General features: G+C 75.3%; 13 protein-coding genes. 7 read left to right on the top strand and 6 right to left on the bottom strand.

Annotated elements, in window-relative coordinates:
* Positions 1–5 precede the first annotated feature (5 nt).
* Positions 6–920, bottom strand: coding sequence for an EamA family transporter (locus ACI79V_RS00785; RefSeq protein ID WP_456885928.1), 915 nt, complete (start codon positions 918–920; stop codon positions 6–8).
* Between the two features lie 86 nt (positions 921–1006).
* Here ACI79V_RS00785 and ACI79V_RS00780 point away from each other — a divergent pair, with 86 nt between their 5' ends.
* On the top strand, positions 1007–1513 hold the full coding sequence (locus ACI79V_RS00780; RefSeq protein ID WP_456885926.1) for a MarR family winged helix-turn-helix transcriptional regulator: 507 nt from the start codon (positions 1007–1009) through the stop codon (positions 1511–1513).
* Between the two features lie 6 nt (positions 1514–1519).
* Here the strand turns inward: ACI79V_RS00780 and ACI79V_RS00775 are convergent, their stop codons facing one another.
* The 4 genes from ACI79V_RS00775 to ACI79V_RS00760 are packed head-to-tail and all read right to left on the bottom strand — an operon-like array spanning position 1520 to position 5091.
* Positions 1520–3013: an APC family permease gene (locus ACI79V_RS00775; protein WP_456885924.1), complete on the bottom strand. Its 1494-nt coding sequence runs from the start codon at positions 3011–3013 to the stop codon at positions 1520–1522.
* A 49-nt stretch (positions 3014–3062) separates the two neighbouring features.
* A complete protein-coding gene (gene pdxY, locus ACI79V_RS00770; protein WP_456885922.1) occupies positions 3063–3914 on the bottom strand; it encodes a pyridoxal kinase PdxY in 852 nt (283 codons plus the stop codon).
* 33 nt (positions 3915–3947) lie between these two features.
* The gene (locus ACI79V_RS00765) at positions 3948–4355 is read right to left on the bottom strand and encodes a four-helix bundle copper-binding protein (protein ID WP_456876568.1); all 408 of its coding nucleotides are present in this window, start codon (positions 4353–4355) and stop codon (positions 3948–3950) included.
* A gap of 58 nt (positions 4356–4413) precedes the next feature.
* Positions 4414–5091 (bottom strand): DsbA family oxidoreductase, encoded by a 678-nt coding sequence (locus ACI79V_RS00760; protein WP_456885920.1) that lies wholly within the window; start codon positions 5089–5091, stop codon positions 4414–4416.
* Between the two features lie 216 nt (positions 5092–5307).
* On the opposite strand from ACI79V_RS00760, the gene ACI79V_RS00755 reads away from it, so the two are divergent.
* Genes ACI79V_RS00755 through ACI79V_RS00740 form a run of 4 tightly spaced genes read left to right on the top strand, consistent with a single transcriptional unit; the run spans position 5308 to position 9815 of the window.
* Positions 5308–7761, top strand: a complete 2454-nt coding sequence (locus tag ACI79V_RS00755) for a molybdopterin oxidoreductase family protein (protein WP_456885918.1) — start codon at positions 5308–5310, stop codon at positions 7759–7761.
* Positions 7758–8243 (top strand): hypothetical protein, encoded by a 486-nt coding sequence (locus tag ACI79V_RS00750; protein ID WP_456876565.1) that lies wholly within the window; start codon positions 7758–7760, stop codon positions 8241–8243. The genes ACI79V_RS00755 and ACI79V_RS00750 overlap by 4 nt, the downstream gene beginning before the upstream one ends.
* Positions 8240–8881: a hypothetical protein gene (locus ACI79V_RS00745; protein ID WP_456876564.1), complete on the top strand. Its 642-nt coding sequence runs from the start codon at positions 8240–8242 to the stop codon at positions 8879–8881. The genes ACI79V_RS00750 and ACI79V_RS00745 overlap by 4 nt, the downstream gene beginning before the upstream one ends.
* Positions 8882–8930: 49 nt before the next feature.
* Entirely contained in the window at positions 8931–9815 is an 885-nt protein-coding gene (locus ACI79V_RS00740) for a potassium channel family protein (protein ID WP_456885916.1), read from the top strand.
* Between the two features lie 18 nt (positions 9816–9833).
* Here the strand turns inward: ACI79V_RS00740 and ACI79V_RS00735 are convergent, their stop codons facing one another.
* A complete protein-coding gene (locus ACI79V_RS00735) occupies positions 9834–11048 on the bottom strand; it encodes a zinc-dependent alcohol dehydrogenase (protein WP_456885914.1) in 1215 nt (404 codons plus the stop codon).
* 122 nt (positions 11049–11170) lie between these two features.
* On the opposite strand from ACI79V_RS00735, the gene ACI79V_RS00730 reads away from it, so the two are divergent.
* Together ACI79V_RS00730 and ACI79V_RS00725 are read left to right on the top strand one after the other, a co-directional pair.
* The gene (locus ACI79V_RS00730; RefSeq protein WP_456885913.1) at positions 11171–12121 is read left to right on the top strand and encodes a Gfo/Idh/MocA family protein; all 951 of its coding nucleotides are present in this window, start codon (positions 11171–11173) and stop codon (positions 12119–12121) included.
* A complete protein-coding gene (locus tag ACI79V_RS00725) occupies positions 12118–13203 on the top strand; it encodes a zinc-dependent alcohol dehydrogenase (RefSeq protein ID WP_456885912.1) in 1086 nt (361 codons plus the stop codon). The genes ACI79V_RS00730 and ACI79V_RS00725 overlap by 4 nt, the downstream gene beginning before the upstream one ends.
* Positions 13204–13286: the final 83 nt, after the last annotated feature.

Genomic DNA, 13286 nt, shown 5'->3' with positions numbered 1-13286 from the left:
GGCCGTCAGCCGCCGCGCTGGGCGAGGAGGACGCTGCCCAGCGCCAGGACCACACCGGCCAGCTGCAGCGGCCCGAGCGACTGCCCGAGCAGCACCCAGCCGACGGCCGCGGCCACGACCGGGGAGAGCAGGCCGAGGAAGCTCACCCGGTCGGCGGGCAGCAGGCCGATCCCGCGCAGCCACAGCACGTAGGCCAGCGCGGTGTTGACCACGGCCAGGTACAGGAAGCCGCCCACCTGGCCGGCGCTGACGGTCGCCGGCAGTCCCTCGACGGCGAGGGCCAGCGGCAGCAGCAGCGCGCCGCCGGCGGCCAGCTGCCAGCCGGTGAAGGCCAGCACCGGGACCGGCCGGCCCCACCGCTTGGTCAGCACCACCCCGGTCCCCATGCAGACGGTGGCCACCAGCCCGGCGACGACGCCGAGGGGGTCGAGCCTCGCTGCGTCGGTGAGCACGACGAGCGCGACCCCGGCCACGCCGGCCGCGCCGAGGGCGAACGTGCGGGCCCGCAGCGGCCGGCCCAACAGCGGCAGGGCCAGCAGCGCCACCACGAGGGGCTGCACGGCGCCGAGCACCGCGGCCACCCCGCCGGGCAGGCGGTAGGCGGCGACGAACAGCAGCGCGAAGAACGCGCCGATGTTGAGCGTGCCCAGCACCGCCGCCTTCCACCACCAGGCGCCGCGGGGGAGCACGCGGCCGGCCGCGACGAGCAGCAGGCCGGCGGGCAGCGCCCGCACGGTCGCGGCGAGCAGCGGCCGGTCGGGCGGCAGCCACTCGGTGGTGACGACGTAGGTGGTCCCCCAGGTGACCGGCGCGACCGCGGTGAGCGCGGTCAGCGCCCAGCCCGCGCGGACGCGGCGACGGGCCGGCGCGGCGGCGGCGACGGGGGGAGCGGCCGGTGGTGCGGAGACGGTGGTGACCACGGCCAACTCCCTCGCTCAAATGAATCTCGATGCCAAGATACTCAGGACCGAGTATCCGTCAAGCGAGTGGGTGGCAGGATCGAGAGGTGACCGATCAGGACGGCGTCGACGAGATCGTGGCGCAGTGGGCGCGGGAGCGACCCGAGCTCGACACCACGGCGATGGCCGTGTTCGGCCGCGTCTACCGCACCGCCCGGCTGGTGGGGGACGCCCAGGAGCGCTGCTACGCGCGGTTCGGCATCACCCGGGCGGACTTCGACGTCCTGGCGACGCTGCGCCGGGCCGGCGGCCCCGAGGGACTCTCGCCCGGCCGGCTGACCGGGGCTCTCATGCTCAGCAGCGGCGGGATGACCAGCCGGCTGGACCGGCTGGAGAAGGCCGGCCACCTGGTGCGCACCCCGGACCCGGCCGACCGGCGGGCGCTGCTCGTGCGGCTCACCGACTCCGGCCGGGCGCTGGTCGACGAGGCGGTCGGCGCCGGGCTGGCCGAGCAGCAGCGCCTGCTGGAGGGGATGTCACCGGCCGCGGTGCGGCGGCTCGACGACCTGCTGCGCGAGCTGCTCGCCTCCGTCGAGGAGCGCGCCGGCGACTGACCCGACTCAGCGCACCCGCGACTGCACCCGCGCCTCCCGGCGGACGCGGGAGTGCCGGTAGCCGTACACGGCGTAGACCAGCCCGCCGAGCGCGAGCCAGGCCAGGAAGCGCAGCCACGTCTCGATGCTCAGCATGAACATCAGGTAGAGGCAGGCCGCCGCGGCCACCAGCGGCAGCGCGGGGGCCAGCGGCACGCGGAACGGGCGCTCGAGCTCGGGCCGGGTGCGCCGCAGCACCACCACCGCGAGCGACACCAGCAGGAACGCGAACAGGGTGCCGATGCTCACCAGGTCGGCCAGCGTGCCCAGCGGCACGAACGTGGCCAGCACCAGCACGAGCGCGGCGAACAGCAGCGTGATCCGCGCGGGGACGCCGGTGCGCGGGCTGACCCGGGCGACCGCCGGGGGCAGCAGGCCGTCGCGGCCCATGGCGAAGCCGATCCGGCCGATGGTGATCAGGTCGACCAGGATCACCGAGGTCAGGCCGGCGACCGCCGCGATCGCCACCAGGGACGCCGCCCAGCCCAGCCCGACCTGGTCGAAGGCGTCGGCGATCGGGGCGCCCTCGTCGATGCTGCCGTACTCGACCATCCCGACCAGGACGAACGCGACGCCGACGTAGAGCGCGGTGGCCAGCCCCAGCGTGCCCAGCAGGCCCAGCGGCACGTCGCGGGCCGGTCGCCGGGTCTCCTCGGAGAGGTTGGCCACCGCCTCGAAACCGGTGTAGGCGAAGAACACCACCGCGGCGGCGGTGAGCACCCCGCCCATGCCGAAGGCGACCGGCTCCAGCCCGGCGACGACCTCGAGGAGCGGGCGGGACAGCCCGCTGCCGCCCTCGGCCGGCTCCGCGGGCGGGACGAAGGGCGTGAGGTTGTCCCCGCGGACGAACCACATGCCGGCCAGGACGACGAACACGCACACGGCGACCTTGACCACCACCAGCGCGCCGGTGACCCGGGCCGACTCCCGGATGCCGAGCACCGCCACGGCGGTGAGCAGCAGGACGATCCCGGCCGCGCCCACGTTCACCGTCGAGGTCTCGCCGAACATCGACGGCGGCAGGTCGAGCAGGTTGCCCACGTAGCCCGACCACCCGCGCGCGACGACGGCCGCGCCGAGCGCGAACTCCAGGAACAGGTCCCAGCCGATGATCCACGCCACCACCTCGCCGGCGGTCGCGTAGGCGTAGGTGTAGGCGCTGCCCGCCGTCGGCACCGACGACGCGAGCTCGGCGTAGCAGAGAGCGGCGAGCAGCGCGACCAGCCCGGCGATCGCGAAGGACACCACCACCGCCGGTCCCGCGTTGTTCTTCGCCGTCACGCCGGTCAGCGTGAAGATGCCGGTCCCGATGACGATCCCGATGCCGAAGCCGACCAGGTGACGGGCCGACAGCCGCTTGCGCAGCCGCCCGTGCCCCGCCCCGGCGTGCGTCCCGCCGTCGCCCGCGTCCGCGCGGACGGCCTCCACCGACTTCGTCCGGAACAGTTCCACCCGGACCATGCTGCGCGCCGGGGGCCGCCCCTGCTGACCGGGGCAGGAGGGCGCTTCGTCACACCTCGTCGACGGGGAAGCTCCGCGAGGGGGAGACGAACTCGTCCTGCGCCGCGACCAGCAGGATCTCCCGCGACCCGGCCTCCTCGGTGCGGCGCAGCAGGCCCCACACGCTGGCCGCGGCCCGCGACAGCGCCTCGCCGGCCGAGCGGGTGTCGAGCCAGTGCGCGAGGAACAGTGCGGCGATCGCGTCGCCGGCGCCGTTGACCGACACCGACAGGCGCGGGGTGCGCACGCGGAAGTGCCGGCCGCCCTCGGAGGCGAGCAGGTCGACGGCGTCGTCGGGGGTGTCCTCGGCGACCAGCGAGGTGGTCATGACCACCCGCGGCCCCAGCTCCTGCACCGCGGCGACGGCGTCCTTCACCGAGGCCAGCGACCGCGTCGTCATCTGGGAGAGCAGGTCGAGCTCGTAGTGGTTGGGCGTCACCAGGTCGGCGGCGGGGACGGCGACCTCGCGCATGAGCTCCTCGATGCCCGGCCGGACGAACACGCCCCGCCCGACGTCGCCGATCACCGGGTCGCAGCAGTAGACGGCGTCGGGGTTGGCCGCCCGCACCCGCCCCACGGTGCCGACGACGGCGTGGCCGATGTCGGCCGAGCCCAGGTAACCCGACAGGACGGCGTCGGCGGTGCCGAGCACGCCGCGGTCGGCGATCCCGTCGACGACCTCCTCGACGGCCTGCCCGTCGAAGACCCGCCCGGTCCAGGCCCCGTAGCCGGTGTGGTTGGAGAACTGGACGGTGTGCACCGGCCACACCTCGATGCCGAGGCGCTGCAGCGGGAAGACGGCCGAGGAGTTGCCCACGTGCCCGTAGGCGACGTGCGACTGGATCGAGAGGACGTTGACCATGGGGGCACAGGCTGCCATGCGCCCCCGCCCGGGTCAGCCCAGCGTGGCGACCAGGTCGCGGCAGGCCTGCTCGCAGCGCCGGCAGGCCTCGGCGCAGATCCGGCAGTGCTCGTGCACCTCCGCGTGGGCGGCGCACTCGTCGCCGCACGCCCGGCACGCCGCGGCGCAGGCCTCGAGCACCGCCCGGGTCAGGTCGGCGTCGTAGCCGGTGTGCCGGGACAGCACCCGGCCGGTGGCCTCGCAGACGTCGGCGCAGTCGAGGTCGGTGCGGATGCACGTCCGGAGGTCGGCGACCATCTCCTCGGACAGGCAGGCGTCGGCGCAGGCGGTGCAGGCCTGGGCGCACTCGACGCAGGCCTCGATGCAGGCGACGAGCCGCTCGCGGTCGATGCCGCCGAGGTCGGCGGGGTGGGCGGCGAGCATCCGGTCGGCGAGGGTCACGTCGGTCTCCGTTCGGTCGGTCGGACCGGGACGGCGGGTGCCGTCCCGGCGTACCCGGTCAGGAGGCGGCGTCGGCGGCGCGCCGCACCAGGTCCGCGTAGACGCCGGGGTCGTCGGTGTCGACCACCGGGTACCCGGCGTCGGCCCAGTGCAGCCCGATGCCCGGGTTGTGCACGTCGGAGCCGTCGGCCAGGAAGAAGTGCGGGCTGCCCTGGACCTCGTCGGCGTGCGCCCGGTAGTCGGCCATCATGGCGCCGCGGGCCCGCCCGTCCTCCAGCGCCGCGGCCACCGCGTCGGCGTCCACCCGGTCGCAGCCGCGGGCCACGTCGACCACCTCGTGGAGCATGCTGATGCACCGGCTGTCGCGGAAGAACGCCAGCCGCAGCGCCATGTCCAGCTGCTCGGCGGCCGCGGCGGACTGCTCCTTGGCCGCGTGCACCGCCTCGTCGGCCGGCAGCGCGGTCACCGGCCAGTCCGACGGCTCGCCCTGCCAGGGCGCGATGCCGAGGTCGGGCTCGAGCGGGCCGACGACGGGGATCTCCGCCTGCAGCATCCGCATGGGGATGGCGAAGGAGTTGACGTCCTCGAGCAGGTACAGCCGGTGGTCGACGCGCACGCGGTCGTCGAGGCCCAGCCGGGACCGCGCGGCGTAGAAACGCTGCAGCGCGACGGTGGACCAGGCGCAGACGACGTCGGTGTAGACGACGACGGTGCCCGGGGCGACGTCGACGGTCACGGGTGCTCCTCTCCGCCGGCGCGGTCAGCGCTCGGTGCCCGGCCGGCTGCGCCGGGTCCCGGGACTCCCGTGCCCGTGGTGACGCGACGGGATCGCGGTACCCCGCCGGGCGCCGTCCGAACGCCGGGCCGTTTCGCGGAGCAACCGTCGGGTGATCACCCCAGGAGGACAGCGGCCGAGCAGGAGCCGGGGACCGACCCGACGAGGGGACCAGGCATGCCACGCACCGACCGGATCGCCGAGCCGTGGGGGACCCGCACGCCGTACGGGCCGGGGCAGACGTGGCCGGTGCGGGTCGACCAGCACCTGGCCGACGGGGTGACCGAGGACGACGTCGACCGCTGGGTGCAGGCGGCGTCGATCCTGCACTCGAACGGGGACGCCATGGACATCGCGGTCAAGGACGGTGCGATCGTCGGCGTCCGCGGCCGGGCCGTCGACCGGGTCAACCGCGGCCGGCTGGACCCCAAGGACCTCTTCGGCTGGCAGGCCAACACCTCCCGAGAGCGGCTCACCCGGCCGCTGGTCCGCAGGGACGGCCGGCTGGTGGAGACCGACTGGGACACCGCCATGGACCTCGTCGTCCGGCGGACCCGGGAGCTGCTCGACGAGCGGGGCCCCGGCAGCATCGGCTTCTACAACACCGGGCAGCTCTTCCTCGAGGACTACTACACGCTCGGGCTCATCGCGCACGGCGGCATCGGGACGATCCACGTCGACGGCAACACCCGGCTGTGCACCGCGACGGCGGCCGCGGCGCTCAAGGAGTCCTTCGCCTGCGACGGCCAGCCCGGCTCCTATGCCGACATCGACTCCGCCGACGTGATCGTCCTGTACGGGCACAACATGGCCGAGACGCAGGTCGTCACCTGGACCCGGGTCCTCGACCGGCTGGCCGGCCCGAACCCGCCCCAGGTGGTCTGCGTCGACCCCCGCACGACCCCGGTGGCGCGGGCGGCGGCCGTCCACCTGGCCCCGCGCCCGGGGACCAACGTCGCCCTCATGAACGGGCTGCTGCACGAGATCGTGACCAACGGCTGGATCGACCGGGACTACCTCGACGCCCACGTGGTCGGCTTCGACGAGCTGGCCGAGCGCGTCGCCGAGTACCCGCCCGAGGTCGTCGCCGGGATCTGCGACGTCCCCGCCGACCGGATCCGCGAGGCCGCCCGGGTCATCGGGACCGCCGAGCGGCTGTTGTCCACGGTGCTGCAGGGCTTCTACCAGTCCCACCAGGCCACCGCGGCCGCCGTGCAGGTCAACAACGTGCACCTGGTCCGCGGCATGCTCGGCCGGCCGGGCTGCGGCATCCTGCAGATGAACGGCCAGCCCACGGCGGAGAACACCCGCGAGGCCGGGGCCGACGGCGACCTGCCCGCGTTCCGCAACTGGTCCAACGACGCCCACATCGAGGACCTGGCCCGCATCTGGAACGTCGACCCGGCCCACATCCCGCACTACGCGCCGCCGACGCACGTCATGCAGCAGCTGCGGTACCTCGAAGAGGGCTCGATCCGGATGTTCTGGGTCATCTGCACCAACCCGGCGGTGTCCCTGCCGGAGCTGGCCCGCATCCGGTCGATCCTGTCCCAGGACCGGCTGTTCCTCGTGGTGCAGGACATCTTCCTCACCGAGACCGTGCAGCTGGCCGACGTCGTCCTGCCCGCGGCCACCTGGGGGGAGAAGACCGGCACCTTCACCAACGCCGACCGCACCGTGCACCTGACGGAGAAGGCGGTCGACCCGCCCGGTGAGGCCCGGCCGGACATGGACGTCCTCATCGACTTCGCCCACCGGCTCGGACTGCAGGACAGGGACGGTGCCCCGCTGGTGAAGTGGTCCGACCCCGAGGGCGCCTTCGAGGCGTGGAAGGAGTGCAGCCGGGGACGGCCGTGTGACTACACCGGCATCACCTACGACAAGCTGCGCGGCGGCAGCGGCATCCAGTGGCCGTGCACCGACGAGGCCCCCGAGGGCACCGAGCGGCTCTACACCGGCGGGCGGTTCTACAGCGATCCCGAGTACTGCGAGAGCTACGGCCGGGACCTGCTCACCGGGGCCCCGCTCGATCCCGACCAGTACCGGTCGATGAACCCCTCGGGCAAGGCGGTGGTCAAGGCGGCGGAGTACGTCCCGCCGCACGAGCCGACCTCGGCCGACTTCCCGTTCGCGCTCATCACCGGCCGCACCCTCTACCAGTTCCACACCCGCACGAAGACCGGCCGGGCGCCGCAGCTGCAGGCCGCGGCCCCCGAGGTGTGGGTGGAGATGTCGGTGGGCGACGCCGGCCGGCTGCGCGCCCGGGAGGGCGACCTGCTCGAGATCGCCACGGCGCGCGGACGGGTGCGGGCCCGGTTGCGGATCAGCGGCATCCGCGACGGCGTCGTCTTCCTGCCCTTCCACTACGGCTACTGGGACGTCCCGGGACGCGGACGCCGGCGCCGGGCCGCCAACGAGCTCACGCTCACCGACTGGGATGCCGCCTCCAAGCAGCCGATCTTCAAGACCGCGGCCGCCCGGGTGCGCAGGGTCCGCTGGTCGCGGCGCGGGCGGTCCTCGGCACCCACCACCACCGGCTCGGCCCCGGCGCGCGGCTCCCTCCCGCCGACCCGGGGCGGGCGGGCCGCCGAGGTCCAGGAGACCCTGGCGGACGAGGGAGGCCGGCGGTGAACCTCGGCCTGGCACTCGAGGAGCTGCACCGCTCGGAGAACTCCCTGGCGCACCAGCTGCTGGCCGTCGCCGAGCGGCACAAGGTCGACCACGAGGTGTTCCACCTCGGCCGCGACCTGGCCCGCTGGTCGCAGGACCACGTGCGACGGCTGGCCCCCTTCGGGGCCCGGTACGGCGTGGAGCTCGACCCCGAGCCCGCCGGTGAGCCGCGGCTGGTCGCGCGGCTCTACGAGGCGGTCAGCGACAGACTCGGCCGGCGTTCGGCACCCGCGCTGCTCCTGCTGCGCGACCTGCGCAGCCTCCACATCCACGCGGTGGGCGTCTCGGTCGACTGGGAGATGGTGGCGCAGGCGGCACAGGGGCTCGAGGACACCGACCTGCTCGGGCTCGCGCAGCGCTGCCACCCGCAGACCCTCCGCCAGGCCACGTGGGCCAACAGCCGGATCAAGGAGTCCGCGACGCAGATCCTGGTGACGGGATGACCCGGCCCGGGACCCACGTCGTCCTCCGGCCGGTCGCGACGCCGCTGCCCCTGGGCTTCCTCGCCCTGGCACTGGCGACCACCGTGTTCGCCGCCGTCCAGCTCGGCTGGGTCCCGCCGACCGAGGGACGGGTCGCCGCTCTCACCGCGCTCGTCGCCACGGTCCCGCTGCAGCTGCTCGCCTCGGTCGTCGGGTTCACCGCCCGCGACCCGGTCGCCGCCACCGGGATGGGTGTGCTCGCCGGCACGTGGGCCGTCGTCGGCCTGACCACGTGGACGTCACCGCCGGGCGCGACCAGCGCCGGCCTGGGTGTCCTCCTGCTGGCGGCCGGCGTCGCCATGGAGGTCTCCGCCCTCTCCGCGACGGCGAAGCTGGTGCCGGCCGCGGTGATGGGACTGGCCGGGATCCGGTTCGCCGTCACCGGCGGGTACCACCTCACCGGCTCGCCGGCCTGGCAGACGGCCGCCGGCTGGGTGGGGCTCGCGCTCGGCGTCCTGGCGGTCTACGCGGCGCTGGCCCTCGAGCTCGAGGGGTCCCACGGCCGCACCGTGCTGCCGCTGGGGCGCCGGGGTCCCGGGCGGGCCGCCGTCGAGCCGTCGGGCGTGGCCGGCGAGCCGGGCGTCCGCCCGCAGCTGTGAGGTCGGCGGCGCGCCGCGGTGGCGGCTCCCGGCTGGCAGGGTGGCCCGGGTGGGCGAGGTCCTCGGCTGGTCGGTCACCGCGGTGGGGGCGCTCCTCGTCCTCGTCGCCCTGCGCGACATCTTCCACACGATCTGGCACCCGAGCGGCCGGGGCTGGCTGAGCCGGCGGCTGCTGCGGGGCGTCTGGTGGGCCGGGCGCGGGCGGGTCGGACCGGTGACCGGGCCGCTGGCGATGACCGCGGTCATCCTGACCTGGCTGCTGCTCATCGCCGGCGGCTGGGCGCTGGTCTACTGGCCGCACCTGCCGGACGGGTTCGCCTTCGCCACCGGGCTCGACCCCTCGGCGCGGGCCGGGCTGCTCGACGCGCTGTACCTCTCGGCGGTCACCCTGACCACCCTGGGGTTCGGCGACATCTCCCCGGAGGCCGCCTGGCTGCGCCTGGTCGTGCCCGTCGAGGCGCTCGTCGGCCTCACCCTCGTCACCGCCGCGGTGTCGTGGGTCCTGCAGGTCTACCCGGCGCTGAGCCGGCGGCGTGCGCTCGCGATCCGCCTGACGCTGCTGCAGCGGTCGGGCGCCGGGGACCGCGTGGCCGCCGGGGACTCGGCGCTGGCGCCGGCCCTCCTGGCGCAGGTGGCGGCCGACGTGGTGCAGCAGCGCGTCGACCTCTTCCAGCACCCGGAGACGCACTGGTTCACCGAGAGCCGCCCCGATGCCGCGCTCGCGCCGGCCCTGGACGTCGCGCTGGACCTGGCCGCGGCCGCCATGGCCGCAGCGGACCCCGACACCCGGTTCGCCGGCCGGCTGCTCGAGGCCGCCGTGCACGACTTCCTCGTGGTCGTCGACGACGAGTTCCTGCACACCCGGGCCTCCCCGCGGGACGTGCTGGACCGCTACGCCGACGCCCGCGGTGTCCGGCGGCTGCCGGCCGGCTGACCGGTCGGGGCGGGTCCCTCAGCTGCTCGGGTCCAGCGCGACCTTGGTCCAGCCGCTCTCCCGGCGGTCGAAGGTCTCGTACGCCTCGAGCACCGACGGCATGTCGCCGACCTGGGTGAGCACCGTCGTCGGGTCGATGGCGCCGGTGCGGACGAGGGTGAGCAGCTCGGGGACGTAGCGCCGGTGGTTGCAGTTGCCCATCTTCACGGTCAGGTTCTTGTTCATGGCCGCGCCGGTCGGGAAGCTGGTCATGTCCGGCGGGAAGACGCCGATGACCCCGATGCTCCCGGCCTTGGCCACGCACTCGACCGCCCACTGCAGCGACTGGCTCGGCGCGTCACCGGCCACCCAGGTGTCGCCCTGCGCGTTCCGCTCCGGAGCCACCTGCTGCCGCTCCTGCTCGAACTGCTCGGCCTGCTCCTGCGCCGCCTCGGCGGCCGGGCCGCTCTTCGGCCGCTGCGCGTCGACGCCGACCGCCTCGACGACGCGGTCCACGCCGACGCCGCCGGTGAGCTCCTGGACGACGGCGACCGGGTCCTCGGCGTTGAAGTCGACGACCTCCGCCCCGCGGGCCCGGGCCTGGTCCAGCCGGCTCGCCACGCCGTCGACGACCAGCACCCGCCCGGCGCCCTGCTGGAAGGCGCTGGTGACGGCGAACTGACCGACCGGGCCGGCGCCGAGGACGAGCACGGTGTCGCCCTTGCCCACCTCGGCCAGCCGGGCGCCGAACCAGGCGGTGGGGTAGATGTCGGACAGCAGGATGGCGGCGTCGTCGCCCACCTCGTCGGGCAGACACACCGGACCGGCGTTGGCGAAGGGCACGCGGGCGTACTGGGCCTGCAACCCGTCGACCGGGCCGGTGGTCTGCGGCCCGCCGAAGAAGCAGGTGCCCGCCGCCGGGCCGTTGGGGTTGGCGTTGTCGCACTGCGCGTAGTAGCCGGCGCGGCAGTACGAGCAGTACCCGCAGGCGATGGTGGAGGGGATGACCACCCGGTCGCCGGGGCGCAGGTTGCGCACGCCCGGACCGGTCTCGCGGACCACGCCGACGGCCTCGTGGCCGAGCACGGTGCCCTCGACCATGCCGGTCATCGTGCCGCGCACGAAGTGCAGGTCGGTGCCGCAGATCGCGCTGGCGGTGATCTCGACGATGGCGTCGGTCGGGTCCTGGATGGTCGGGTCGGGGACGTCGTCGAGCCGGATGTCGCCGACGCCGTGCCACACCACTGCCTTCATGCCGGATCTCCCTGGGAAGCGGGACGGGGCCGCTGCTCGACCCGGCGGCGGCTACCCGGTGGTGTGCGACCCGAACCGGTACCGGGCGGTTGCGCAGCCCCGGCCGGGGGCAGGACGCGCCGGTGAGCACGCGCATCGGAGTGGTGGGAGCCGGGTTCATCGCCGGCCGGCACGTGGAGTCCCTGACCGCGCTGGACGGCGTCACCGTCGCCGGGGTCGCCGACCCGCAGGCCGACCGCGCGGGGCGGCTGGCCGAGCGGGCCGGCGCGACGGCGTACCGGTCGTGGGAGGACCTGCTCGACGCCGAGGCGCTCGACGCGCTCTACGTGTGCGTCCCGCCCGCCCAGCACGGTGCCGTGGAGGACGCCGCGATCGACGCCGGCCTGCCGCTGTTCGTCGAGAAGCCGCCGGCCGCCGACCTGGCCACCGCCGAGCGGCTGGCCGCGCGCATCGAGGCCGCCGGGCTGCTGACCGCGGTCGGCTACCACTGGCGCTACCTCGACACCCTGGAACGGGCCCGCGGACTGCTCGCCGACCGGCCGCCCCGGCTGCTGCTGGGCGCCTGGCTGGACAAGGCGCCGAACGTGCCCTGGTGGGCGCGGCAGGACCAGTCCGGCGGGCAGACCGTCGAGCAGGCGACCCACCTGCTCGACGTCGGCCGGGTGCTGGCCGGCGAGGTGGAGTCCGGCTGGGCCACCGGCGGGCGCTCGCCGGACGGGCCCGGCGACATCCTGGACGTCTGCACCGCGTCCCTGCGCTACGCGGGCGGCGCGGTCGGCACGTTCTCCAACAGCTGCCTGGCCCCGCGCGGCTACCGGATCGGCGTGCAGGTGGTGGCCCCCGGCCTCGGCCTGGAGCTCACCGAGCACGACCTGCGCATCACCGACGCCGACGGCGAGCGGACCGTGGTGCGCGCGGCCGACCCGATCACCGTCGAGGACGCGGCGTTCGTCGCCGCCGTGCGCGGGGAGGGCGACGACGTCCGCGCGCCCTACGCCGAGGCGCTGCGCACCCACCGGCTCGCGGTGGCCGTGGCGCGGGCGGCGGCCGACGGCGGGACGGTGGCGCTGTGAGGGCGGTGCGGACCATCGGCGTCGTCCGGCCCGGCGAGCCGGCGCTGCTCGACGACACCGAGCCCGAGCCCGCGGCCGGCCAGGCGTGGGTGACCACGGAGTACAGCGGGATCAGCGCCGGCACCGAGGTCGCGCTGGTCCGCGGCACCGATCCGCACCACGTCGTGCACTGGGACCCCGACCTGCGCTCCTTCTCCGCAGGCGAGCCGGTCGTCGGCTATCCGGTGCACACGCTGGGCTACATGGAGGTCGGCGTGGTCACCGAGAGCCGCACCCCCGACCTCGCCGAGGGCACCCGGGTGGCGATGGCGTACGGGCACCGCACCGGCCGCTGCGCCGACCCGGCGACGATGCACGTGATCCCCGTCCCCGACGACCTCGACCCGCTGCTCGGCGTCTACCTCGCGCAGATGGGGCCGATCTGCGTCAACGGCCTGCTGCACGCCACCGCGCAGTTCACCGGCCCCGGCGGCGCGATCGGCGACGGCGTCCGCGACCGGCACGTGCTGGTCACCGGCGCCGGCGTGATCGGGCTGCTGTCGGCGCTGCTCGCGCAGCATCACGGCGCCGCCGACGTCGTCGTCGCGGAGGACTCGCCCGGCCGCCGCGCCGTGGCCGGGGCACTGGGGCTGGACACCGTGGACGGCGACGCCTGGCGCGAGGTCAAGCAGCGCTGGCGGCACGCGCCGGGGGACGCCGGCGCCGACCTGGTGCTGCAGTGCCGCGGCCACGACGCGGCGCTGGCCACCGGGCTCAAGGCGCTGCGGCCGCAGGGCGTCGTGGTCGACCTCGGCTTCTACCAGGCCGGCGCCGAGCAGGTGCGGCTCGGCGAGGAGTTCCACCACAACGGCCTGGCGGTGGTGTGCGCCCAGATCAGCCGGGTGCCGCGCGGGATGGCCACCGCCTGGCCGCGGCGGGCCCTGGCCGACGTCGTCCTGGACCTGCTGCGCGAGCGCGGTGACGACGTCCGCCGGCACCTGGTCACCGACGTGCTGCCCTTCGACGACGGCCCCCGGCTGCTGGCCGACCTCGCCGGGCGGCGGCTGCCCGCGCCGCCGCTGCAGGCCGTGCTGCGGTTCTGACGGAGCCCGCTCCGCACGGCCCGGCGCGTCGCGCGGTGCGCCGCGGAGACCGACTTGTCCCGGAACCGGGACGGCGGGATCCT

This window comes from Geodermatophilus sp. SYSU D00700, assembly GCF_054050255.1.
This window is presented reverse-complemented; position numbering and strand designations above follow the sequence as displayed.